This window comes from Citrobacter enshiensis, from assembly GCF_029338175.1.
In the GTDB taxonomy this organism is placed as follows: Bacteria; Pseudomonadota; Gammaproteobacteria; order Enterobacterales; family Enterobacteriaceae; genus Citrobacter_D; species Citrobacter_D enshiensis.
On the sequence record NZ_CP119862.1, the window covers coordinates 1735007 to 1760169 of the forward strand.

The window sequence follows — 25163 nt, forward strand, 5'->3', positions numbered from 1 at the left end:
TTCTATGCCGATACGGTTTTGCTGTTTTTACGTGAAAAACGCAGCCGCAGACGGTCAAAAAAGAGATACACCACCGGGGTGGTATAGAGTGTCAGGAGCTGGCTCATGACCAGCCCTCCCACAATCGTAATCCCCAGCGGCTGGCGTAACTCTGAGCCGTCTCCACTTGATAGCACCAGCGGCAGTGCGCCAAATAACGCCGCCAGCGTGGTCATCATGATGGGGCGAAAACGCAGTAAACAGGCCTGAAATATCGCCTGTTCCGGCGTCAGATTGCCGTTTCTTTGCGCTTCCAGCGCAAAATCGACCATCATGATGGCGTTTTTCTTCACAATGCCAATTAATAGCATGATCCCTATCAGGGCGATTAGGCTGAACGGGGCATCAAAAAGCTCCAGCGCCAGTAGCGCACCTACGCCAGCGGAGGGGAGCGTTGAGAGAATGGTCAGCGGGTGAACATAGCTTTCATATAACATCCCCAACACAATATAGACCGTGGCGATCGCCGCCAGAATCAGAATCACCTGGGCGTTCATGGTGTCCTGAAACACCTGTGCGGTACCGGCAAAACTGCCGCGAACCGTGGAGGGAACCCCAAGCTGTGTCATGGCGCGGTTGATTGCGTCAGTGGCTTGTGAGAGCGACGTCCCGGTCGGCAGGTTAAAGGCGATGGTCGAGGCCGCAGATAATCCCTGATGGTTTACCGACAACGGCGCGTTAGCGGGCTGCCATTTCGCAAAGCTCGAGAGCGGAATGGCTTTCCCGTCATTGTTAATCACGAACATTTTATCCAGCGCGCTGATGTCCTGGGTATAACGCGGATCCACTTCCATCACCACTTTGTACTGGTTCATCGGCTGATAAATGGTCGAAATCTGCCGCTGACCAAAGGCATTGTTCAGTAAACTGTTCGCCGCCTGAACGTCGATACCCAGCCGTGACAGGGTGTCGCGATCGTATATCAGGTCCATCTCCGCGCCGTTGTCCTGCTGGTCAGAGTTAACATCGGCCAGTTGCGAAAGCGAGGAGAGCGATTTACGAATTTTGGGTTCCCATTCGCGAAGCGCCGCCAGGTCATCTGACAGTAGCGTGTACTGATAGCTGGCGTTGGCCTGACGTCCACCGACGCGGATATCCTGCACCGCCATCAGAAACAGATTGGCGCCGGGCTCTTTTGCCAGTTTGACCCGCAGCCTGTCGATGATCTGCTGAGCGGTTTCGTGGCGCTCATCGCGAGATTTCAGGGTGATAAACATCATGCCGCTGTTGACTCTCGAACCGCCGGTAAAACCGGTGACGTTATTCACCGCCGGATCGTCACGGATGATTTTCATAAAGTCTTCGAGTTTACCGCGCATCGCCTGGAACGAAATGCTCTGATCGGCCTGAATGCCGCCCATCAACACCCCAGTATCCTGCTCAGGGAAGAAGGTTTTGGGGATCGAAATATAGAGCCAGATGTTCAGCGCGATGGTGCCAAGCAGGACAACGCCCACCAAACGGGTATGTTTTAACACCCATTTCAGTGAGTTGCCGTAACCTTGTTGCAATGCGACCAGCAGGCGTCCAAAACCCCGCTTGCGCGTCTGCTCGCGCGGCTTGCCGGATTTGAGCATCCAGCCGCACATCATCGGGGTTAAGGTCAGCGAGACGAGCAGTGAAATCCCTATCGCCACCGACAGCGTAACGGCAAATTCGCGCAGCAGCCTGCCGGGCAATCCCCCCATCAGCAGCAACGGCAGAAATACCGCCACCAGCGAAAGACTCATCGAGAGCACGGTGAAACCGACTTCCCGCGTTCCCTGTAGCGCCGCCTGTAAGGGTTTCATTCCCGCTTCAAGGTGGCGGGAGATGTTTTCCAGCACCACGATGGCGTCATCGACGACAAAACCGGTCGCAATAGTTAACGCCATCAGCGACAGGTTATTCAGGCTAAAGCCGCACAAATACATGGCGGCGAAAGTACCAATCAGCGAAACCGGCACGGCGACGGCAGGGATCAAGGTTGCACGCCCGGAACGCAGGAATAAAAACACTACCAGCACCACCAGGGCGACGGAAATGATCAGCGTCTGTTCTACCTCTTCCAGCGAGGCCCGAATTGTCGGAGAACGGTCCTGGGCAATTTGTAGATCGATGGAGGCCGGGATCAGCGTTTGCAGGTCAGGGATCTTTGCCCGAATACTGTCCACCGTCTGAATGATGTTGGCTTCCGGCAGTTTGCGGATCATCAACAATATCGCCGGTTTCGCGTTGGTCATCCCGGCATTACGCACATCCTGAACCGAGTCGCTGACCGTGGCGACATCACCCAGCCGTACGGCCGCGCCGTTGTTGTAATGAATGATCAGCGGCTGGTATTCCGCAGCGGTTTTCAGTTCATCATTGGTCTGAACCTGCCAGCGACGGCCCTGGTCTTCAAGCGCACCCTGCGGTTTTCGCACATTGGCATCGCTGATGGCGGTACGCACATCGTCCAGCGAAACGCCCTGGTTAAACAGCGCCTGTGGATTCAGCCCAACGCGCACGGCGGGTAACGAACTGCCGCCGACGTCCACATCGCCCACGCCGTCGATTTGGGCGATGGTCTGGGCAAGCTGCGTCGAGGCAAAGTCATACAGCTCGCCCTGAGTCCAGGTATCCGATGTCAGCGTCAGGATCATGACCGGCGCATCAGACGGATTGGCCTTCCGGTAGGTCGGGCGGCTGGGCATTCCGCTGGGGAGCAAACTTTGTGCGGCGTTGATCGCCGCCTGCACGTCACGCGCGGCACCGTTGATATCGCGGTCGAAATTAAACTCAAGAATAATGCGCGTGCTGCCCAGTGAGCTACTGGAGGTCATTTCAGTGATGCCGGCAATGCGCCCCAACGCGCGTTCCAGCGGCGTGGCGACCGAAGAGGCCATTGTCTCCGGTGAAGCGCCCGGCAACGAGGCGCTTACCATGATTACCGGGAAATCTACCTGCGGCAACGGCGCGACCGGCAACAGCCGGAAGCCCAGCACGCCGCACAGGGTAATCGCGAGAGCGATCAAAATGGTGGCGACCGGACGATAAATGAAAAGGGCGAAAAACTTCATTTACGCTTCCTCTTCCCGGCGCGAAAAGCGGTTTTTCATCGACAGCGATAAGCGGTCAAACAGCAGATAAATGACCGGCGTGGTGAACAGTGTCAATACCTGGCTGACCAGCAGACCGCCGACCATGCCAATGCCCAGCGGACGGCGCAATTCGGCCCCTACGCCGGTACTTAGCATCAACGGCAATGCCCCCAGTAATGCCGCCAGGGTCGTCATCAGGATCGGGCGAAAACGCAGCAAACAGGCCTGGAAGATGGCTTCCTGCGGTGCCATGCCCTGTTCGCGCTCAGCGGCAAGGGCAAAGTCGATCATCATGATGGCGTTTTTCTTGACGATCCCAATCAACAGAATGATGCCGATGATGGCGATAACATCCAGTTCACTGCCTGCAATCATCAAGGCCAGTAGCGCGCCGACGCCAGCCGTTGGCAACGTGGAGAGAATGGTGATGGGGTGAATAAAGCTTTCGTACAGCACACCGAGCACGATGTACATCGCCACCACCGCCGCGACGATAAGCCAGACGGTGTTGCCGAGAGCGGCCTGGAAGGCGAGGGTGCTACCCTGGAACTGAGTGGTGATATCCGCAGGCAGATTGAGCGTTTTTTCGGTGTCCAGGATCGCCTGTACCGCATCGCCGAGCGCATAGTCGTCCGGTACGTTAAAGGAGATGGTCGTGACCGGGAACTGATCGAGATGGTTAATGGAAAGCGGGGCAAAACGCTGGCCGATGCTGGCGATAGCGCTGAGCGGTACTATGCCGCCGTCGCGACCGGTCAGACGCACGGAATCTAATGCCGCCAGCCCCGGCGTGTTTTCCGTGTTGTGTTCAAGGACCACGCGATACTGGTTTGCCTGGGTATAAATCGTCGAAATCAGCCGCTGGCCGAACGCGTTATACAGGGCGTTATCGACATCAGCCATACTGATCCCCAACCGGCTGGCGCTGTCACGATCAACATTGACATATGCCACCAGACCTTTGTCCTGCCAGTCGCTGCTCACGTCAGAAAGCTGCGGCAACTGCTGCAGTTTTTCCACCAGTTGTGGCACCCAGGTGCTTAGCGCATCCAGCGATGTCGCCTGCAGCGTGAACTGATACTGCGTCCGGCTCACCTGGGTATCGATGGTGAGATCCTGCGTTGGCTGAAGATAGAGATCCACGCCCGGCACGGTGTCTACCGCTTGCTGCAGACGTGAAATCACCTGCGAAACGCGATCGTCACGCTCATCAAGGGGCTTCAGGTTGATTTGCAATCGGGCGCTATTCAGTGCCGGATTGGTGCCATCCACGCCGACAAACGCGGTCAGACTTTCGACAGCAGGGTCTTTGAGAATGAGGTCGGAAACCTGGCGCTGACGCTGCGCCATGTTGGCGAACGAGCTGGATTGCGGCGCCTGCAGCGTTCCCTGAATAATGCCGTTATCCTGGATCGGGAAGAAACCTTTCGGGATAAATACCCACAACATCACGCTCAGGAGCAGCGTGCCCAGGGCGACGCTGAGCGTCAGCCAGGGATGATTGAGCACTTTCGCCAACAGATGACCATATCCGGCGATAATGCGTTCAAACATTTTTTCCGAGGCGCGGGAGAAACGGTTTTGCTTGCGCAGTGATTCCTGGCTCAGCATTCGTGCGCACATCATTGGGGTCAGCGTCAGCGACACCACGGCAGAAATCAGAATAGCGACCGCCAGCGTCACGGCAAATTCGCGAAACAGCCGCCCGACGATATCGCCCATAAACAGCAGTGGGATGAGTACCGCAATCAACGAGAAGGTTAACGAGATAATGGTAAAGCCGATCTCGCCCGCCCCTTTGAGCGCGGCCGCCAGCGGTTTCTCGCCTTTTTCGATATAACGCGAAATGTTTTCAATGACCACAATCGCGTCATCCACCACAAAACCGGTGGCGATGGTGAGCGCCATCAACGTCAGGTTATTGATGGAGAAATCGAGAAATACCATCACGGCAAAGGTGCCGATCAGCGACAGCGGTACGGCGACACCGGGTATAATGGTGGCAGGAATATTGCGCAAGAACAGGTAGATGATCATCACAACCAGCGCAATGGCCAGCATTAGTTCGAACTGGGTGTCCGTCACCGAGGCGCGAATATTGGTGGTGCGGTCCGACAGTACCGTCACCTTGACCGATTTCGGCAAACTGTCGGTCAGTTGCGGCAACATCTGGCGAATACTGTCTGCGGTGGAGATAATATTCGCGCCGGGCTGGCGCTGCACATTCATCACGATGGCTTGTTCTTTATTGGCCCAGGCCCCGAGCCAACGGTTTTCGGCACCTTGTTCAACGGTGGCGACATCGCCCAGGCGAACAGGTGCGCCGTTTTGATAAGCAATAATCAACTGGCGATATTCATCCACGGACTGCATCTGATCGTTGGCGGAGAGCGTGACCGCGCGCGTGGGACCGTCGAGACTGCCTTTTGCCGAATTGACGTTCGCGCCGGTGATGGCGGTACGGATGGTTTCGCTGGTAAGCCCCAACGCGGCGATGGCCTGCGCATTCAGCTTCACGCGTACTGCCGGGCGTTGTCCCCCGGAAAGCGTCACTAAACCAACGCCGGAAACCTGCGAAATTTTTTGCGCCACCCGTGTTTCGACCATATCTTCTACCTGCGTCATCGGCAGGGCGGTGGAGGTGACGGCCAGCGTCATAATGGGCGGATCTGCCGGGTTCACTTTGCTGTAAACCGGAGGGTTAGGGAGATCGTTCGGCAGCAGATTGGTGGCGGCATTAATGGCGGCCTGCACTTCCTGCTCGGCGACATCCAACGGCAGTGAAAGCTGGAACTGTAGCGTCACCACCGATGCGCCGCCTGAGCTCTGCGACGACATCTGTTTCAGACCTGACATTTGTCCAAACTGGCGCTCAAGCGGGGCGGTGACGGCGGAGGTCATCACATCGGGGCTGGCGCCAGGATAGAGCGTCACCACCTGAATCGTCGGATAGTCCACTTCGGGCAATGCGGCAACGGGCAAGAATCGATAGCCGATAATCCCGGCCAACAGAATTGCCACCATCAATAGCGTCGTGGCGACAGGGCGCAGAATAAACAGGCGGGATGGGCCGCCCGTTCTGCCTGGCGGTAACACCTGCATCAGGAGTTCGCTCCTTTTTTGCCATATTCTCGCGTAGTGGCTTTACCGTCAGTTGGGGTTGCGGATTGCGCCTCCACCACTTCAACTTTCGCCCCTTCCGTCAGACGGTCAATACCGTCGGTGACCACACGATCGCCAACGGACAATCCGGCGCTAATCACCACTTTCTGACTGTCCTGAATACCGGGTTTCACCTGATGTTTGCTGACCCTGTTTTCGTCATTCAATACCCAGACAAAATGGCCTTCGTTACCCATTTGTACGGCGGCAGTCGGAATTACAACGGCATTGTGCTCGGTATCAACCAGCATTCGCGCATTGACGAATTGATTAGGGAACAACGTATCATCCTGATTATTAAAGCGCGCTTTAATCTTAATGGTACCGGTGGTGGCATCAATCTGGTTGTCCAGGCTCAGCAATACCCCTTCGCTCAGCTTTTGCGCGTTGGTGCGATCCCAGGCCTCAACCGTGACGGTTTTCCCCGCTTTTTGCGCCTGCACCACCGTGGCGATATCGCTTTCCGGCAGGGTAAAAATCAGATCGATAGGGTGTGTCTGAGTGATAACGACGATCCCGGTGGTGTCGCTACTGGCGATCTGATTACCGATATCCACCTGTTTCAAACCGACGCGACCGTCAACCGGTGCGGTAATGCGGCTCCAGTCAAGCTGAAGTTGCGCGCTGGCGACGCTGGCCTCATCAGCTTTGATCGTTCCCTGGGTTTCGCTGACCAGCGCCTGCTGGGCGTCCAGCTCCTGACGAGAAACGAGATTGGTTTTCGCCAGTTGTTGAAAGCGGGCTAAATCACGACGGGCATTCGCCAGTGTGGCGTTGTCTTTGGCTAACTGTCCCTGCGCCTGGGCTAACGCAACCCTGAACTGGCTGGGATCAATTTCCGCCAGCAGATCGCCTGCTTTGACCTGTTGCCCTTCCTGAAAGTGCAGCGCCATCAGTTGACCGTCCACGCGGCTACGCACCGTCACCGTATTGGCCGCCGTCACGGTTCCCAGCCCGGTCAGATAGCGTGGCACCGCTTGTTCTACGGCGGTCGCAGCCTGAACTGGCGCTAACGGGCCGGCGCGCATACCGCGTCGGCCTTGCCCGGCGGGGTGCTGTGCGTGCCCGGTGGCGCCCGGCGCTGTTCCCTGTGTTTCTCCACGACTGTGCCAGAACCAGACTGCGGAAATGGCCGCCGTAGCGACCACAATAGCGAGCACCCAGCGGAATTTGTTACTGCCTTTCATCGTTATAAGTTTCTCATCCTGAAACGTTTCGCGGAATGATACTAGTTTAGCCATCTAACAAGGGAGAATAATGGAGGAATTATGAAACACTGTCTGGATTCGTCTGAATGGCGACGGGCTTTGCGAAGCGTTACGCAACAATTATCGACAAAAAGAGAGGGTGCTGGGTATTACGTTAAAGTGACGGCACGGCGAAGGAGGTAAGCCACTCATTTCAGCAGGACGCTGAAACGGGAAAGCCCCTCCCGAGGAAGGGGCCTTAAATAAGGAAAGGGTTATGATGAGGTTAGTCATCATACTGGTGATACTCTTAGTTATCAGCTTGCCAGCATACTAAGACACCAGGGGGAGGGGGAAACCTCTCCCTTACCCTCACTCCTTAATTTAGAAGTCACGAAGGAGAAAGTCAATAATGCTGGCAACAAAGCGCGTGTTTGATGAATGACAGAAATTTGCATTGTGAGCGCAATGAAGTGGCGATAAGGTTAATAACCTGGATGTGTTCAATGACTATTGGCGATTTAAATGAATTCTGGAGTTGGTCGTAGTCTAGGTTATATATTTGGTGTAACTGTTGCTTTGCCTTTGGTTATAGCTGTGGCGAATTTTTTATTCTTTCGCGGTAATCAAGTCACCCCTGAGCAGGTAACGGAATATATCAATGCCAGCGTTATTGTTGAGTTATATATTCCACAGATAGGTGAGGGGCCGGATGAGACGCGAGACGATGATGAAATTTATTATCCAAAGTTATCAACAAAGCGAGGTCGCCACACGAAAGTGATTCATCGTTTTATCTTTTTCTCTAAAGAGTACCAAAGATATTTTATGATGGTTAATTTTGATGGTTTTGATTATGAAGGCGAATTTAATTTCGACCGAAATAATGACCGAAACCATTACATTTACAGTGGCAACTCCGTTTTTGTGCTGGCGAATATGACGCAATGGAACGATGTCCGTTATGGTTCAAAAAGCCAGCCTGTACCCGTTTTTGGGGTTGAAATCAGTAGTCGGGGCTTTACGAACCCTGACATTCTTCAGGATGCCAAAAAAGCGTTTGATGTTCCTGAACGGGTAAATCGTCAGTTTGTTGAGCAATACCTCAATCACTTTTTACCCGCTGAGGATTTTAAACGCCTGTTCATTCATCGCAATGAGCGCGAGTGAACAGGAAGTTATCGCCGTCATCAGGTGTTAGCCAGTTGTATTGATCGACCACACTGTTGTACTTGTCTTGTACGGCGGGGCAGGAACCATCAACCGTATAGCCCATGTCCATCCCTTCTATGCGCATTTTTTCTGAGCGGGTATAAGGCGTAGGCTCTTTCATTCTTCGCGCATATTTTATGGCTTGCGTCTGGAGATTCTGTGTCTCATAAATAAATAAAGACTCACGGCCTTCTTCATCTGTTGCTTTCAATTTTGCAATTAGCGTATCCAGTGCAGAGGTCTTTTCTTTGAGCGCATCCACATCGACACTTCCCATTGTAACGTTCTTCTGAATTTCCTGGGCTATCATCGTTGTCTTAAGAGCATAATAACGAAAGTTTTTTTGTGCTACGATCTCTTCTTCAGTCAGTGTTTTTTGGTGTTGCTCATCGACCTGTTTCTGAATTGCGGCATACCAGTCGTTTGCGACAGTCTCAAACGGGACATGATATTTTAACCACTCGCCATGTAACGCTTTACCTTTGATAAAACCATCGTCCTTATAGTTTTCTTGTTTATAATAGACGCGTATTTCGCTAATTTTAGCCGCCAGCGCCGTTGCCCTGCGCATATAATCAATGGCGAGTGTATCAATAGACTCGGGTGTGGCGATTAATGTGTGCACCTGACTGATTTTTTTATCACAGTCAGATAAGTGATTGTCCGAAATTTCACTAATGCCTGCGCCTGGGCTTTCATTACCCGTTGGGCCATGCTGTAAATCCTTTATCCAGGAATGATAATGTATAAAACTGCGGTCAAATTCGGGCTGGAGATGATTGATGCAGCCAATATAAATGCGCATTTTTTCACGATAAATTTTATCAGCATTAAGTTGGTCGGGTGTTATCACCTTTGGCTGGATGAGGGAAGAAGGTTGTTGTGCAATGGTAGTGGTAGATATCGACTCATCATTGTTATTATCGCATCCAATCAATCCGATTGAAGTGAAAATAATCGATAGTGTAAATATATTAATTCGTTTCATACTAATAAATGATAATGAAGTAATTTACATAGAAACTTCACTATAATCTTTTTATTTAGCGCCGGGTAGCACAATGCCGCCCGGCACTACATGATTAGCGAAAAACCACGTCCGCCCAGCGCGCCAGACCGGCGGTTACCGAACCAAAATCATCGCCCCCGGCAATCGGTATTCCCGGTAGCTGTTCGGCCAGCGCTTTCCTGAGCAGCGGCGAACGCGCGCTGCCGCCGGTCAGGTAAATCACATCCGGTTTTTCCTGCGCGTTATCCAGCGCCAGTTGAACCTGTTCCAGAATCCTTGCCAGTGGTTGATTCAGCGCCGCTTCCAGCCCTTGCTGGCTGATTGCCGCCGCGAGTTCGTCACTGATGAAAGGCAACGACGTGGTGACAGTCGTCTGTTCGGAAAGGGCAATTTTGCTCTCTTCCGCACTGCGCACCAGGCGATAGCTCAGACGCTGACGCCAGACTTTGAGCAACAGCGCCACTTTGTCTGCCTCACGCGCGTCACGAACCAGATCGTTAAGCAAGCGACCGTTGGCGGTGCTGTAAAAATCACTTTGCGCCGGGACATCATTTATGGCGACGGCATTCCACCATGGCAGAATCGGCAGCGCGATGCCTTTTTCTGTTTCGCCACCCATGCCGAGCAGCGGCATTAGGTTTTTAAACGCCAGTGCGATATCAAGATCGTTACCGCCGACGCGACATCCGCTGTGTCCGAGCAGGCTGGTTTCACGATCGGCGCGTTGATGCCACTGGGGTCCCATCAACAGTAAGGAGCAGTCCGTGGTCCCGCCGCCGATGTCGACAACCAGAACCCGTTTTTCTTCGGTCAGCGTGGCCTCATAATCCAGCCCTGCTGCAACGGGTTCGTACTGAAACACCACTTCCTGAAACCCCGCGCGTTTTGCCGCACGTTCCAGAATCCCTTGCGCCTGGGCATTGGCGTCGTCTCCGCCTAATCCCTGAAAGTTGATCGGGCGACCAATGACCGCCTGGTTTATCGATTCTGGTAACTGACTCTGAGCCTGAAGACGGATGTGCAGCATCATGGCGCAAACCAAATCCTCGAACAGCGCAACCTGCTGCGGCTTAAGCCCGCTGGCGCCTAAGAAAGATTTGGGCGATTTAACGAAGTAAACCTCTTCGGGATCGTCAATGTACTGGGCCAGAGAGGCGAGTCCAAACTGTACGCTGCCCGCATTGACATCAATGTCTTCTTCACGGTTGTAGCGCATCGCGCGACGCAACAGTGCCTGCGTTTCTGCATCCGTTGCCGGAACATCGTGATGGCGGTACAACCATTCACTCACCGCTTCGCGCGTGGGAGCACAAAGCATCGAGGGCAACAGCGTGCTGTTATTTTCCATCCTGAGCAGGCGCGGTTGCCCGTCTTGCATAACGGCCACTGAACAGTTCGCCGTACCGTAATCAAAACCAATAAACACTGAAAAATCCCCATGCCAGTGAAGAAGGGGCGTGACTTTAACGAAATGTTGCCGCCCCGACAACTGGAATATGAAAGCAAGGCGCAACGCGTGTAAACCGTTTATGCTGAAGATTCACCGTTAAAGGAGTCGCAATGTATACCCTGAGCTGGCAACCGCCGTATGACTGGTCCTGGATGTTGGGTTTTCTCGCCGCGCGTGCGGTTGAGGGTGTGGAGACCGTGGACGCGTCGTCCTACGTGCGAAGTCTGGCTATCGGGGAGCATCGGGGGCTGCTGACCGCGGTGCCAGACCCTCAGACGCATTCGTTGCAAATTACCCTGAGTCCCGGTTTACAGCCCGTCGCCGCTGAATGTCTGGCGAAAATTGAGCGCCTCTTCGATCTTCGCTGTGATCCGTTGCGGGTGAGCGATGCGCTTGGCGATCTGGGGGCTGCGCGCCCAGGGTTACGACTGCCGGGCGCTGTTGATGCGTTTGAACAGGGCGTGCGGGCGATTCTGGGGCAACTGGTCAGTGTGGCGATGGCCGCTAAACTGACCGCGAAGGTGGCCCGCCGCTATGGCGAGACGCTGGAAGATGCCGCGGGCTATGTCTGTTTTCCCGGCCCTGAAACGTTGGCCGCTGCGGACCCGGTCGAGCTTAAAGCGCTGGGGATGCCGCTCAAACGTGGCGAGGCGCTGATCCATCTGGCTCAGGCTATGCTTAATGGCGCACTAACGGTCACGCCGCCCCCTGACATTGAGCTCGGCGTTAAAGATCTGCAAACGTTTCCCGGTATTGGTCGCTGGACCGCCAGCTACTTTGCGCTGCGCGGCTGGCAGGCAAAGGACATTTTTTTGCCAGACGATTATCTGATTAAACAGCGCTTTCCCGGCATGACGCCCGCTCAGATTCGGCGCTATGCCGAACGCTGGAAACCCTGGCGCTCCTACGCGTTGTTGCATATCTGGTATACGGAAGGCTGGCAGCCGTCAGTTGATGGCGAAATAGCTGGTGCTAAGTAGCAGATCCAACGGCTGAGCGTCGGCGATGATATCGCCATAAATCAGGTCAATCCCGATGCCGGAAAGCGCATCCATGATAACCGGCGTCTGCACCGGACCGACAAGCGTTTTGATCCCCAGTCGCTGTGCATTCCCCTGGATGATTGAAACCAGCATTTCGTCCATCAAATTACCGTGCAGGCTGGTTGCGAGTTCGCTTTCAAGCAGCAGATAGTCAGCCATGTGCGGGGTCAGATGGCTGAAGAGTTCCAGATCGCGACCGACCTGGCTGAAAATCATCCGGCATCCCACCTGGCGCAATTTTTGAATCGCAGAAGCGGTCTCCGTTGGATGTGTGATCATGACATCGGCTGGCACAACCAGGTGCAGCAGACGCGCCGGAAGCGGGCTGTGTTCAAGGTGTGTCAGCAACTCATCAATCAGGGTCGCGCTGCTTAACCCGGCGGCGGAGAGGGGGAGGGCGACGCTCAGCCCCTTGCTGGCAACCGACGGGGCTGCGTGATGGAAAAACTCATGCAGTACGCGGCGGTCGAGCGCATGATTGAGCGCCGGGTCGACCAGTCCCGCGCGGAAGGACTGCTCTTCCATGACGTCGCCTTCACTGGTCCACAGGCGTAATGAAATCAACCAGAAACTGCATGTTTCAGGGATCCGTGGCGATGCCACCCCCCGCGCCATCATCAGCAAATGATGGTCTTTAATCATATGCCACTGCTCATCCAGCGACATCGTTCCCCGTTCTTTGTGAGCCTCTTCTTGCTGAGGTTCATACACAGTGACGCGACCGCGGCCATTGTTTTTGGAGGCGTAACAGGCGATGTCAGCCTGTGACATGACGTCCGTTGTCAGATAATTGCGTTCGTCAATCCGCGTTATCCCGGCGCTGGCGCCAATCCGGTGCAGGCGTCCTTCCCACATAAAGTGATAATCGTTGATGGCGTTAATCATTCGCGTTGCGATGAAACGGGCGCTTTCGATATTACAGTCTGGCAGTAACAGCCCAAACTCATCCCCGCCCAGCCGCGCCAGCATGTCGCTGGAACGGAGCATACTGAGCATGAGCGCCGAGATCTCGCGCAACAGCGCGTCACCGGCGGCATGGCCCGCACTGTCGTTTACGGCTTTGAAACGGTCAAGGTCAATAAAGACCAGGGCGTGGCGTTGGTGGGCGTCGTGAACCGTTTGCAGCAAACGCTTCAGGTGGTTTTCGAAGCTGACCCGGTTAGCCAGATGGGTCAGGGCATCATGGGATGCGCTGTAACTGAGCTGGCGCAGCATTTTACGCGATTCAGTGACGTCCTGGATAACCAATACCGACCCAATATTGCCGCCGTCCAGCGTACTGAGCGGGGTAATGCTGTAATGGATATCGTAGTTGCCGCCGGTACGGCAATGCAGCACCACATCCTGCTCAATCGCGGAGCGGGACATGTCCGCGCTATAGATGTTTTCCATTAACGGACCGTTGTCGCCAAAGGTGATGCGCAGCACAGTCAGTAGCGGCACCCCCATTGCGTCTTTTTGCTGCCAGCCACTCATCTTTTCCGCCACCGGGTTCATAAAGGTGACGTTCATGTCGACGTCAATACAGACAACGGCTTCCCCGATGGAGTCCAGCGTAATGTGCAGGCGCTCTTTTTCCTGGTATAGCGCTTCGTTCAACTGCTTCACTTCGGTCATGTCCATATTGATGCCGAGTAAGCGTTCCACTTCGCCGTCTTTATTTAATACCCGGTTTGCCAGCGAACGGATATGGCGGACACCACCTTTTACCGCAATACGAAACTCCAGTTTGAAGGGACGGCGGGCGGTGAGCGCGTCCCGGATCACTCTTTCTGCGTGATCGCGATCTTCTGGCAATACGCAGTCATACCAGACTTGCCAGGAGGGTTTGATATGTGGCGGGAGCTCGTAGAGATCGAACATGCGCTTATCCCAACTGAACACGTCGGGCTGCAACTCCCACTCCCAGATGCCAATGCCGCCCGCTTCATTCGCCAGTGTTATCCGCTCCATCAGGCGTTTATTCACCCATTCGGTCTGCTTCAGGTCGTTGATATCTTCAATCTGCGCAATAAAGTAGAGCGGGGTGGTATCGTTATGGCGCACCAGCGAGACGGTCAGCAGCGCCCACACCACTTCTCCGGCCCGGGTGTAGTAACGCTTTTCCATCGAGTAACTGTTGATATCGCCGCGAACCAGCATATTGAGCTGTTCAAGATCGTTATTGAGATCTTCCGGCCAGGTCAGTTGCTGGAACGTGAGCGCGCGTAGCTCATCCTGGCTATAGCCAAGAAACTGGCACAACGCTTTGTTCGCTTGCAGCCACTGGCCTTCGGTACCGACCAGCGCCATGCCGATGGCGGAGTATTCCATGGCGTTGCGAAAGCGCGCCTCGCTTTCGGAAATGTGTTTACGCTCAGTCCGAAACGCATACATCACCATGGTCATCACGTTGGCGGGCAGCAGAATCATTAAAAACGGCAGCCAGGGGACGTTCGCCATGATGTGGGTTTTGGGCGTTGAGAGCAGAGAGGGATCGACGGCCATCATTAATGACACCATCATCACGGTCGCGAGGAAGATTAAAAATGCTTCCACACGTGGCAGACGTACCGCGCTCCACATCAGCAACACGATGACGCTGGTAAACGGCCACGGCAGATATTGCATTGAGAGCCAACTCAACACCAGCGTGACGGTCAGCGTCAGCAAGGTCTCAAGCAATAAACGCGGGTCACGGTGGCGCAGCAGATAATGCGGTTTAAACAGCAAACCCAGGGGAACCAGCGCCAGCGCACCGATTGATTCAGAAAGAACCCAAATAAGAAATGCTTTCAGCGGCGTGCCTTCCGGCACCAGCAACCAGACAAGGAGTCCACCCACCAGAGGCGGAACCACCGCGCTGCCTATCGCCAGCCGGATCCAGTCGCTAAGATTTTGCAACGGGTTATACCAGGGCAGGAGTTTACGCAGCAATAGTGCGCCGATGACGGCTTCGAAAATGTTAATTGCGGTGTAGGTAAAGTTCAGTGAGGTGTCAGGGAAAAGCAGTAAAGCCGCGCCGAGACTGCCCAGCGAGCAGAAGAGCGCAATACCTGGCCACATGCGACCCGCGTGACGGTAAAACGCCACCATCATAATGGAGGTCGGGAACCACAAAGGCGCCAACTGTGTACCAAAACGCGATAATTCGAGCGAAAACAGCGTAAAGATAAAGGCCACCAGGCTTAAACTGACAAGACGCAGTAAAGGGTGGGGGAGGGTAACTAAAACATGTTGGAATTGTTTACTCATTACCGCGTTATCCGAATAGCCCGTACCGTCACGGAACACCCGGACGCGTCAGTTTTTATCTGTGGTTATGCTAGTACAAACAATTGACCATTTATAGGCCAACTGCTCATAAAATGACACGATTAGGTTAATAATTCCTTACGATTGGAAATAATTTTCCGGCCTGCTTTAAAGTTGACCGTTTTAATTTGCGAAAGGGAAAAGTTGGGGCGTAATTTAGCAGCCGCTGCGTCATCTGCTATCTCGACTGGTATCGCGCGCCTGAAATCCCTATAATTGCCGCGTTTGGCGTTTCTACGCCGCCCTCCCTAACATCCAGGTTAATCAGGTCGCTAAATTTATGACTGATCAGTCTCATCAGTGCGTCATTATCGGTATCGCTGGCGCGTCCGCTTCCGGCAAAAGTCTCATTGCCAGTACCCTTTATCGTGAGTTGCGTGAACAAGTCGGTGATGCACATATTGGCGTTATTCCCGAAGACAGCTATTACAAAGATCAAAGCCATCTGTCGATGGAAGAGCGCGTAAAAACCAACTATGACCATCCGAATGCGATGGATCACAGCTTGCTGTTTCAACATCTGCAAACGCTCAAACGCGGCTGTGCGATTGAACTGCCGGTGTATAGCTATGTTGAACATACCCGAATGAAAGAAACGGTTCGCGTCGAGCCGAAAAAAGTCATCATCCTGGAAGGCATTTTGCTGCTGACGGATGTACGGTTACGTGAAGAGATGAATTTCTCTATTTTTGTTGATACCCCGCTGGATATCTGTCTGATGCGTCGCATCAAGCGCGACGTCAATGAGCGCGGCCGTTCTATGGATTCGGTCATGGCGCAGTATCAGAAGACCGTACGTCCGATGTTCCTGCAGTTTATCGAACCGTCTAAACAGTATGCGGACATTATTGTGCCGCGCGGTGGTAAGAACCGCATCGCTATCGATATTCTGAAAGCGAAAATCAGTCAGTTCTTTGAATAAGCCCAGCGAATTGTGTACCGTTCAGTGATAACCTGGTTCGCCCTTGACGCACCAGGCGTCAAGGGATTGATGCTCAAAAGGAGAAAGTACTATGCGTTTGTGTGACCGAGATATTGAAGCCTGGCTGGATGAAGGCCGTTTGTCGATCAACCCGCGACCTCCTGTAGAGCGCATCAACGGCGCTACAGTCGATGTGCGCCTGGGCAATAAGTTTCGCACGTTCAGTGGCCACACGGCCGCGTTTATCGACCTGAGTGGTCCTAAAGCTGAAGTGAGCGCCGCGCTGGATCGCGTGATGAGCGATGAAATCGTGCTGGAGGAAGGCGAGGCCTTTTTCCTGCATCCTGGCGAACTGGCGCTGGCGGTGACCTATGAATCTGTTACGCTGCCGCCGGATTTGGTGGGATGGCTGGACGGTCGTTCTTCGCTGGCGCGTCTGGGGCTGATGGTGCACGTCACTGCGCACCGCATCGATCCCGGCTGGTCGGGTTGTATTGTGCTGGAGTTCTACAATTCCGGGAAATTACCGCTGGCGCTGCGCCCTGGCATGTTGATTGGCGCGCTGAGCTTCGAGCCGCTTTCCGGCCCGGCAGCGCGCCCGTACAATCGTCGTGAAGATGCGAAGTATCGCGATCAACAAGGCGCTGTTGCCAGTCGGATTGATAAAGACTAAGCCTTTTCCGATCCATTGAGGATAGCATGAGACGATTTCTGACGACGCTGATGATTTTACTGGTCGTGCTGGTGGCCGGTTTTTCTGCGTTAGTTATGTTGGTAAATCCAAATGATTTCCGCGCTTATATGGTGCAGCAGGTTGCTGCGCGTAGCGGATATCAACTCGAACTGGATGGTCCACTGCGTTGGCATGTCTGGCCGCAGCTTAGCATCCTCTCCGGGCGGATGACCTTAACGGCACATGGCGCAAGTGAGCCGTTAATTCGCGCTGACAACATGCGTCTGGACGTCTCTTTGTGGCCGCTTCTGAGCCATCAGCTCAAGGTTGAGCAGGTGATGCTGAAAGGGGCGGTGATCCAACTGACCCCGCAATCGGAAGCGGTGCTCAGCAAAGACGCCCCGGTTGCGCCAAAAGACAATACATTACCGGATATCGCCGAAGATCGCGGCTGGTCGTTTGATATCGCCAGTTTACGCGTGGCGGACAGCGTGCTGGTTTTCCAGCATGAAAACGATGAGCAGGTGACGGTTCGCGATATCCGCCTGCAAATGGAACAGGATACCCAACATCGCGGTTCGTTCGAGTTTTCCGGACGCGTCAATCGTGACCAGCGCGATCTCAACCTCGCTCTGAATGGTACGGTTGATGCTTCTGATTACCCGCATAATCTGACGGCCACGATTCAACAGTTCACCTGGCAATTGCAGGGCGCCGATTTACCGAAGCAGGGGATTCAGGGGCAAGGACAATTGCAGGCACAGTGGCAGGAAGAGGAAAAAAGGCTCTCTTTTAGCCAGCTGAATTTGACCGCCAATGACAGCACGCTCACCGGAAAAACAGAGGTAACGCTCAATGATAAACCGGAATGGGTGATTGACCTCCAGTTTGGCAAGCTGAATCTTGATAATCTTCTCCCGCGCAGTGAAGAGGCGCCTGGCGCAAACGGTATTGCGCAGCAGGTGCAGAGCCAGCCAACGCTGGCGAGACCGGTTATCTCTTCACGGATTGATGAACCGGCTTACAGCGGCTTGCACAGTTTTTCTGCTGACATTTCGCTGCAGGCTGCCAATGTGCGCTGGCGGGAAATGGAATTTACCGATGTTGCCGCCAAAATGTCGAATCAGTCAGGGCTGCTGAATATCGACCAACTACAGGGGAAACTCGATGGCGGTCTGGTGTCGCTACCGGGCGCACTGGATGCCAGGGCGCAGGAACCACAGGCGGTGTTTCATCCTCGTCTTGAGAATGTGGAGATTGGAACTATTCTTCAGGCCTTTAATTACCCCATCTCTCTGACCGGGAAGATGTCGCTGACCGGGGAGTTTTCTGGCGCGGATATTGATGCACAGGCGTTTCGTCACAGCTGGCAGGGTCAGGCGCATGTTGAAATGAACGACACGCACATGGAAGGGATGAACTTCCAACAACTGGTGCAACAGGCCGTGGAGCGAAACGGGGGCGATGTACAATCACAACAAAGTTTCGATAACGCCACGCGTCTGGATCACTTTGAGAGCGATGTCACGCTCAGAAAAGGTGAGCTGACGCTCAACGATATGCAGGGGCAATCTTCGCATCTGGCGCTTTCCGGTAAAGGGACGTTGGATCTTAGCGATCAGACCTGTGACACCCAGTTTAATCTTCTGGTACTCGACGGCTGGACAGGGGACAGTAAGCTGGTCTCTTTCTTGAAAGAGACGCCGGTTCCGCTCCGGGTTTACGGGAGTTGGGATTCTCTGAATTACAGCCTACAGGTAGACCAGGTCTTGCGTAAACACATGCAGGATGAAGCGAAACGTCGTCTCAACAACTGGGCGGATCGCAATAAAGATAGCCGTAACGGTAAAGACGTGAAGCAGTTGCTTGATAAGATGTAAGAATTAACCGGATGGTCACCAAATGCTTGATAAGATGTAAGAATTAACCGGATGGTCACCAAATTGCTGGCCATCCGGTTTTCCATCACACCTCGTAGTCCAGATCATCCTCATCATGGCGCAGCGGAATCAACTGAACCTTTTGCACCCGGTGGCTTTCGACCTGTAGCGTTTTTAACAGATAATCGCCGACCTGAACTTCTTCACCGGGCTTCGGTACCCGCTGTAGGTATTCCATCAGCAGCCCGGCGATAGTGTGGTATTCACGTTTCTCGTCCAGCGGCAACGGGACATATTGCACAAGGTCTTCCAGCGGCATATGGCCATTGGCGGTCCAGGAGCCGTCCGGGTTCTTCTGAATGTCGTGACGGGCGTCGATCTCCTCGATTTCATTGGGCAGGTTCCCGGCAATCGTCTCCATCACATCACTGAGTGTGACTATCCCTTCGACAGAACCAAACTCATCCACGACAAAGGCAAAGTGGGTACGCGCGTTACGGAATTGCTCCAGGGCGGTAAGCAACGGCAGCGTTTCCGGGAACACCAGCGGCTGGCGGATCAAGCGCCCGCAGGTCGAGCGGCTTCGCCACGCAAGATTGCTGCAACAGGTCGATGACGTGCACCACGCCAAGCAAATCTTCTTGCTCATTTTCTGCGGTGACCACCAGACGGGTATGCTGATTTTTCTCCAGCAAGGCGCGAACGTCTGCTTCGGGAGCGCTGAGATCGATATGCTCAATATCGTGACGCGAGGTCATGATACTGCTGACAGTACGTTGATTCAGATTCAGGACCCGCCCAATCATCCGCCGCTCTTGCGGATTGAAGATCTGGCGATTATCGTGATCCACCAGCATTGAGGCGGTTTGCGCATCCAGTTCTGCGTCTTCTTTTTGCCCGCTCAGCAGGCGCATGACCGCCTCTGTGGTGCGCTGGCGCAAGGTATGGTTCGCAGACAGAAAGCGACGGCGGTTAAAAATAGCCAGTTGGTTAAGGGCTTCAATCATCACCGAGAAACCAATAGCGGCATACAGATAACCTTTCGGAATGTGGAACCCAAACCCATCCGCCACAAGGCTGAACCCGATCATCAGCAGGAAGCTGAGACACAGAATAACGATAGTCGGGTGGCTGTTAACAAAGCGCGTCAGGGACTTGCTGGCGAGCAGCATCAGGCTAATGGCGACAATCACGGCGGCCATCATGACGGCAAGGTGATCAACCATCCCCACGGCGGTGATGACCGAATCGAGCGAGAAGATGGCATCCAGTACCACTATTTGCGCCACCACACCCCAGAATTTTGCCCCCTTACGCTGTGTGGGATTATCGCTGTCTTTCCCTTCCAGCCTTTCGTTCAGCTCCATGGTGGCTTTAAACAGTAAGAAGAAGCCGCCAAACAGCATAATCAGGTCACGTGCGCTGAAGCTAAGCTCATGCACGGTGAAGAGGGGGTTGGTCAACGTGACCAGCCATGAGATTGACGCCAGCAGCAGCAGGCGCATGACCATTGCTAGCAGCAGCCCGATGATACGCGCGCGGTCACGCTGCGCAGGAGGCAGTTTTTCAGCGAGGATAGCAATAAAGACGAGGTTATCAATGCCGAGGACTAACTCAATCACAATAAGCGTGACGAGTCCGGCCCAGATTGACGGATCGGCAATCCATTCCATAGTAAACGTAATACCCCTGGTTATATGACAATTGTCACAATTCGATCATGGATAAAGCTGGGCCAAATTGCAATGCCGCAACGCGATTTCTCTTCCTTTTATATCAAATGGCGGCAGCGGAAAATTGACGTCAAAATAACCACACTATTTTCACAGAGGATGCATAGAGTGCGGAATTATATTTAGGATATATCGCAGGTAGTTGGTCGAAATGAATATTGTCAACATCAATAAAATCCTAAAATTATAAACAAACCAGGCTTAATATTAATCTTAAAAAGAGTGAGGTACAGACTTGTTACCTTGCCTGCTATTACGTTAGCTGCAACAATTCTGGCAACATTAACGGCCTGGCAATAAAAATATTCTTCCGCGACGAAGCAGACGCGCTCTGTGCTTTATTATTTTCTGCGATGTGGCTTCGTTGGTAAGAATGTGAAAATAAAGAGGATTAAAAACATAAATGAATCAGTGTATTGGTAGCTAGAAAGCCAAGGGCGGTAGCGTGCCTGGCTGCCTGAAGACGAGCCCTCAATTATTCTGTCAATAGCCTGTGGACGAAAGCCGATTTTTTAGGATTGATGCCAGTTAAATTCCTGGTCAATTAACTGCAAGGTAAATATGAACAGGTGAAGTCGCTATTTAAAATGCACAGGATAATTACTCTGCCAAAGTGATAAATAATCAATGATGAAATCCAAAATGAAATTGATGCCATTATTGGTGTCGGTAGCCCTGATAAGTGGTTGCACAGTACTTCCGGGCAGCAATATGTCTACGATGGGTAAAGATGTCATCAAACAACAGGACGCTGATTTTGATCTCGACCGAATGGTGAATGTCTATCCGTTAACCCCGCGTTTGGTTGAACAATTACGTCCGCGACCCAACGTGGCGCAACCCAATATGTCGCTAGACCAGGAGATCGCCCGCTACCAGTACCGGGTCGGTGCAGGCGACGTGCTGAATGTGACCGTCTGGGACCACCCGGAACTGACCACGCCAGCGGGGCAATATCGTAGCTCCAGCGACGCCGGTAACTGGGTACAGCCCGATGGCACCATGTTTTATCCCTACATTGGGCAAAGTCAGCGTGGTCGGAAAAACGCTGGGTGAAATCCGCAGTGATATTACCGGGCGCTTAGCGAAGTACATTGCTGACCCGCAGGTGGACGTTAATATCGCCGCTTTCCGCTCGCAGAAGGCGTATGTCTCCGGGCAGGTGAATAAATCGGGCCAGCAGGCGATCACCAACGTTCCTTTGACCGTCCTCGACGCCATTAACGCCGCAGGTGGTCTGACGGACGCCGCCGACTGGCGCAATGTGGTGCTGACCCATAAAGGGCAGGAGCAGCGCATTTCTCTGCAGGCGCTGCATGCAAAACGGCGATACTCAGTCAAAAACCGACTGCTGTACCCCGGGGACATTCTGTTTGTGCCGCGCAATGACGATCTGAAAGTCTTCGTGATGGGCGAAGTGAAGAAACAGAGCACCCTCAAAATGGACTTCAGCGGTATGACGCTGACCGAAGCGCTCGGTACTGCGGAAGGCATCGACCTGACGACCTCCAACGCCAGCGGCATCTTCGTGATCCGTCCGCTGAAAGGCGAGGGCGGGCGTAACGGCAAGATTGCCAATATCTATCAGCTTGATATGTCCGATGCCACCTCTCTGGTGATGGCGACGGAATTCCGTCTGCAACCTTACGACGTGGTGTATGTCACCACCGCGCCGGTGGCTCGCTGGAACCGTCTGATCAATCAGTTGCTGCCGACCATCAGCGGTGTCCGTTACATGACGGATACGGCCAGCGACATTCACACCTGGTAATCGTCATGTTTAACAAAATCTTGGTTGTCTGCGTGGGGAATATTTGCCGTTCCCCAACGGCAGAACGTTTGCTGAAAAGTTATCACCCCGCGTTGATGGTGGACTCTGCCGGTTTAGGGGCACTGTCTGGCCACGGAGCGGACCCGTCGGCATTCAGCGTCGCGGCGGCGCATAACCTCTCTCTGGAAGGGCACTGCGCGCGTCAGATTTCCGGCCGTATGTGCCGCGACTACGACCTGATCCTGACCATGGAGAAACGCCATATTGCCCGGTTATGCGAGGATGGCGCCGGAGATGCGCGGCAAAGTGATGTTGTTTGGTCATTGGGATAGTGAACGTGAAATACCCGATCCGTATCGCAAAAGTCGTGATGCGTTTGAAGCGGTGTACTCACTCCTTGAACGGTCTGCCCGCCAGTGGGCGCAGGCACTGAATGCAGGGCAGGGGAAAACAATGACAGAAAAAGTAAAACAGTCTGCGGCGCCGGTAACGGGCAATGATGAGATTGATATCGGTCGTCTGGTGGGGACCGTGATTGAGGCGCGCTGGTGGGTTCTTGGCATCACGGCGGCGTTTGCGCTGTGCGCCAGCATCTACACCCTCTTCGCCACGCCTATCTACAGTGCCGATGCACTGGTGCAGATTGAGCAAAATAACGGCAACTCACTGGTCCAGGATATCGGCTCAGCTCTGTCGAATAAACCGCCAGCGTCAGACGCAGAAATCCAGCTTATTCAGTCACGTCTGGTGCTGGGAAAAACGGTGGACGATCTGGATCTGGATATCGCCGTCACTAAAAACAGTTTTCCGTTGTTTGGCGCCGGGTGGGATCGCCTGATGGGGCGTCAGAATGACACGGTAAAAGTGACCACGTTCACCCGCCCGAAGGCGATGAATGAACAGGTGTTTACCCTGCATGCTCTGAGCTACAAAACCTACGAACTGACCAGCGACGGCGGTTTAAGCGCACGGGGTCAGGTGGGACAATTGCTGAGCAAAGAGGGGGTGACCCTGAACGTTAGCGCGATTCAGGCCGCGCCAGACAGCGAATTCACGGTGACCAAATTCTCCACCCTGGGGATGATCAACGCGTTGCAAAACAACCTGACGGTGACGGAAAACGGGAAAGATACGGGCGTATTAAGCCTCAGTTTTACCGGGGAAGACAGAGAACAGATCCGCGACATTCTCAACAGCATCACCCGCAACTATCTCGAGCAAAATATTGCGCGTAAATCAGAAGAGGCGGCAAAAAGCCTGGCGTTCCTGGCGAAACAGCTGCCTGAAGTGCGTGACCGTCTGGACATCGCAGAGAACAAGCTGAACGCCTTCCGCCAGGATAAAGACTCGGTCGACTTGCCGCTGGAAGCGAAAGCGGTGCTGGATTCGATGGTCAACATCGATGCCCAGTTGAACGAACTGACCTTCAAAGAGGCGGAAATCTCCAAGCTGTACACCAAAGTGCATCCGGCTTACCGCACATTGCTGGAAAAACGCAAGGCTCTGGAAGAGGAAAAAAACAAGTTGAATGGCCGCGTGACGGCGATGCCGAAAACGCAGCAGGAAATTGTCCGTCTGACGCGTGACGTGGAATCCGGCCAGCAGGTCTATATGCAACTGCTGAATAAACAACAGGAACTGAAAATCACGGAGGCCAGCACGGTAGGTGATGTCAGGATCGTCGATCCGGCCAATCGCACAGCCCGGCGTGCTGAAACCGAAGAAAGCGCTGATTATCCTCGGCAGCATTATTCTCGGTCTGATGCTTTCTATCGTTGGTGTTTTGCTGCGCGCCTTGCTTAATCGGGGGATTGAAAGCCCGCAGGCGCTGGAAGAGAACGGGATCAGCGTTTATGCCAGTATTCCGCTGTCGGAGTGGCAAAAAGCGCACGATAACGTCAAAACCGTTAAAGGCGTTAAGCGCTATAAGCAGAGTCAGTTGCTGGCGGTGGGCAATCCCACTGACCTGGCCGTTGAAGCGGTACGTAGCCTGCGCACCAGTCTGCACTTCGCCATGATGCAGGCGCAAAACAATGTGCTGATGCTGACGGGCGTGAGTCCTTCCATCGGCAAAACGTTTGTCTGCGCCAACCTTGCGGCAGTCATCAGCCAGACCCATAAACGCGTACTGCTGATCGACTGTGACATGCGCAAGGGCTACACCCATGAGCTGCTCGGCACCAATAACGTGAATGGGCTGTCCGATATTCTGGCGGGAAAAGGGGAGGTCGCCACCAGTGCCAAGCCGACCTCTATCCCCCATTTCGATCTCGTGCCGCGTGGGCAAGTCCCGCCGAACCCTTCCGAGCTGTTGATGAGCGAACGTTTCGGCGAGCTGATTCGCTGGGCCAGTGCGAACTATGACCTGGTGCTGATTGATACGCCGCCTATCCTCGCGGTGACCGATGCCGCGATTGTAGGACGTCATGCCGGTACCACGCTGATGGTGGCGCGTTACGCCGTCAACACGCTGAAAGAGGTGGAAACCAGCCTGAGCCGCTTTGAACAAAATGGGGTTCCGGTCAAAGGCGTGATCCTCAACTCCATATTCCGCCGGGCTTCCGGGTACCAGGATTACGGTTACTACGAGTACGAATACACGTCGGATTCAAAATAAAAAATCGTGAGTGGCCTGCTAATTCAGTAGGCCTGATAAGCAAAGCGCCATCAGGCATAGCTGCCGGATGGCGGCGTAAACGCCTTATCCGGCCTACACGCTGTGCCAT

12 protein-coding genes and 4 pseudogenes are annotated in these 25163 nt (G+C 53.8%); 9 read left to right on the forward strand and 7 right to left on the reverse strand.

All coding sequences use genetic code 11. The features are described 5' to 3' along the window. Positions 1-2 precede the first annotated feature (2 nt). Genes mdtC through P2W74_RS08310 form a run of 3 tightly spaced genes read right to left on the reverse strand, consistent with a single transcriptional unit; the run spans position 3 to position 7450 of the window. On the reverse strand, positions 3-3080 hold the full coding sequence (mdtC, locus tag P2W74_RS08300) for a multidrug efflux RND transporter permease subunit MdtC (protein ID WP_276294661.1): 3078 nt from the start codon (positions 3078-3080) through the stop codon (positions 3-5). Beyond that, the gene (locus tag P2W74_RS08305; RefSeq protein ID WP_276294662.1) at positions 3081-6203 is read right to left on the reverse strand and encodes an MdtB/MuxB family multidrug efflux RND transporter permease subunit; all 3123 of its coding nucleotides are present in this window, start codon (positions 6201-6203) and stop codon (positions 3081-3083) included. Next, a complete protein-coding gene (locus tag P2W74_RS08310) occupies positions 6203-7450 on the reverse strand; it encodes an MdtA/MuxA family multidrug efflux RND transporter periplasmic adaptor subunit (RefSeq protein WP_276294663.1) in 1248 nt (415 codons plus the stop codon). Before P2W74_RS08310 ends, P2W74_RS08305 begins: the two co-directional genes overlap by 1 nt. Positions 7451-7730: 280 nt before the next feature. Here P2W74_RS08310 and P2W74_RS23480 point away from each other — a divergent pair, with 280 nt between their 5' ends. Together P2W74_RS23480 and P2W74_RS08315 are read left to right on the forward strand one after the other, a co-directional pair. Then, complete coding sequence (locus P2W74_RS23480; RefSeq protein ID WP_223882170.1) at positions 7731-7787, forward strand: type I toxin-antitoxin system Ibs family toxin; 57 nt, start codon at positions 7731-7733, stop codon at positions 7785-7787. Positions 7788-7975: 188 nt separating this feature from the next. Further along, positions 7976-8620: a hypothetical protein gene (locus P2W74_RS08315; protein WP_276294665.1), complete on the forward strand. Its 645-nt coding sequence runs from the start codon at positions 7976-7978 to the stop codon at positions 8618-8620. Here P2W74_RS08315 and P2W74_RS08320 read toward each other — a convergent pair. Then, positions 8595-9650, reverse strand: coding sequence for a DUF3829 domain-containing protein (locus tag P2W74_RS08320; RefSeq protein WP_276294666.1), 1056 nt, complete (start codon positions 9648-9650; stop codon positions 8595-8597). The two genes, P2W74_RS08315 and P2W74_RS08320, sit on opposite strands and share 26 nt — an antisense overlap. Positions 9651-9744: 94 nt before the next feature. Continuing rightward, positions 9745-11097 (reverse strand): molecular chaperone, encoded by a 1353-nt coding sequence (yegD, locus tag P2W74_RS08325; protein ID WP_276294667.1) that lies wholly within the window; start codon positions 11095-11097, stop codon positions 9745-9747. A 134-nt stretch (positions 11098-11231) separates the two neighbouring features. On the opposite strand from yegD, the gene alkA reads away from it, so the two are divergent. Beyond that, the gene (gene alkA / locus P2W74_RS08330; RefSeq protein ID WP_276294668.1) at positions 11232-12101 is read left to right on the forward strand and encodes a DNA-3-methyladenine glycosylase 2; all 870 of its coding nucleotides are present in this window, start codon (positions 11232-11234) and stop codon (positions 12099-12101) included. Here the strand turns inward: alkA and P2W74_RS08335 are convergent. Further along, on the reverse strand, positions 12069-15398 hold the full coding sequence (locus tag P2W74_RS08335) for a diguanylate cyclase (protein ID WP_276294669.1): 3330 nt from the start codon (positions 15396-15398) through the stop codon (positions 12069-12071). The two genes, alkA and P2W74_RS08335, sit on opposite strands and share 33 nt — an antisense overlap. A gap of 340 nt (positions 15399-15738) precedes the next feature. Between P2W74_RS08335 and udk the strand changes: the two genes are divergently transcribed. The 3 genes from udk to asmA all read left to right on the forward strand — a co-directional run bounded on the left by udk (position 15739) and on the right by asmA (position 18933). Beyond that, positions 15739-16380: a uridine kinase gene (udk, locus tag P2W74_RS08340; RefSeq protein ID WP_276294670.1), complete on the forward strand. Its 642-nt coding sequence runs from the start codon at positions 15739-15741 to the stop codon at positions 16378-16380. A 91-nt stretch (positions 16381-16471) separates the two neighbouring features. Continuing rightward, positions 16472-17053: a dCTP deaminase gene (gene dcd / locus P2W74_RS08345; RefSeq protein WP_276294671.1), complete on the forward strand. Its 582-nt coding sequence runs from the start codon at positions 16472-16474 to the stop codon at positions 17051-17053. 26 nt (positions 17054-17079) lie between these two features. Then, positions 17080-18933 (forward strand): outer membrane assembly protein AsmA, encoded by a 1854-nt coding sequence (gene asmA / locus P2W74_RS08350; RefSeq protein WP_276294672.1) that lies wholly within the window; start codon positions 17080-17082, stop codon positions 18931-18933. 85 nt (positions 18934-19018) lie between these two features. Here the strand turns inward: asmA and P2W74_RS08355 are convergent. Continuing rightward, positions 19019-20606, reverse strand: a pseudogene (locus tag P2W74_RS08355) (TerC family protein). Between the two features lie 687 nt (positions 20607-21293). On the opposite strand from P2W74_RS08355, the pseudogene P2W74_RS08360 reads away from it, so the two are divergent. The 3 pseudogenes from P2W74_RS08360 (at position 21294) to wzc (ending at position 25054) form a co-directional block, all read left to right on the forward strand. After that, positions 21294-22437: pseudogene (locus tag P2W74_RS08360) on the forward strand (polysaccharide export protein). A gap of 5 nt (positions 22438-22442) precedes the next feature. Further along, positions 22443-22881: pseudogene (gene wzb / locus P2W74_RS08365) on the forward strand (low molecular weight protein-tyrosine-phosphatase Wzb); the annotation flags it as partial. 9 nt (positions 22882-22890) lie between these two features. Continuing rightward, positions 22891-25054: pseudogene (wzc, locus tag P2W74_RS08370) on the forward strand (tyrosine-protein kinase Wzc). The last annotated feature ends 109 nt before the right edge of the window (positions 25055-25163 follow it).

Bases quoted from the DNA above. Each gene is read 5' to 3' on its own strand.
- P2W74_RS08310 (WP_276294663.1), bottom strand. From the start codon at position 7,450: ATGAAAGGCAGTAACAAATTCCGCTGGGTGCTCGCTATTGTGGTCGCT.
- dcd (WP_276294671.1), top strand. From the start codon at position 16,472: ATGCGTTTGTGTGACCGAGATATTGAAGCCTGGCTGGATGAAGGCCGT.
- asmA (WP_276294672.1), top strand. From the start codon at position 17,080: ATGAGACGATTTCTGACGACGCTGATGATTTTACTGGTCGTGCTGGTG.
- P2W74_RS08305 (WP_276294662.1), bottom strand. From the start codon at position 6,203: ATGCAGGTGTTACCGCCAGGCAGAACGGGCGGCCCATCCCGCCTGTTT.
- P2W74_RS08315 (WP_276294665.1), top strand. From the start codon at position 7,976: ATGAATTCTGGAGTTGGTCGTAGTCTAGGTTATATATTTGGTGTAACT.
- P2W74_RS08320 (WP_276294666.1), bottom strand. From the start codon at position 9,650: ATGAAACGAATTAATATATTTACACTATCGATTATTTTCACTTCAATC.
- mdtC (WP_276294661.1), bottom strand. From the start codon at position 3,080: ATGAAGTTTTTCGCCCTTTTCATTTATCGTCCGGTCGCCACCATTTTG.
- P2W74_RS08335 (WP_276294669.1), bottom strand. From the start codon at position 15,398: ATGAGTAAACAATTCCAACATGTTTTAGTTACCCTCCCCCACCCTTTA.
- alkA (WP_276294668.1), top strand. From the start codon at position 11,232: ATGTATACCCTGAGCTGGCAACCGCCGTATGACTGGTCCTGGATGTTG.
- udk (WP_276294670.1), top strand. From the start codon at position 15,739: ATGACTGATCAGTCTCATCAGTGCGTCATTATCGGTATCGCTGGCGCG.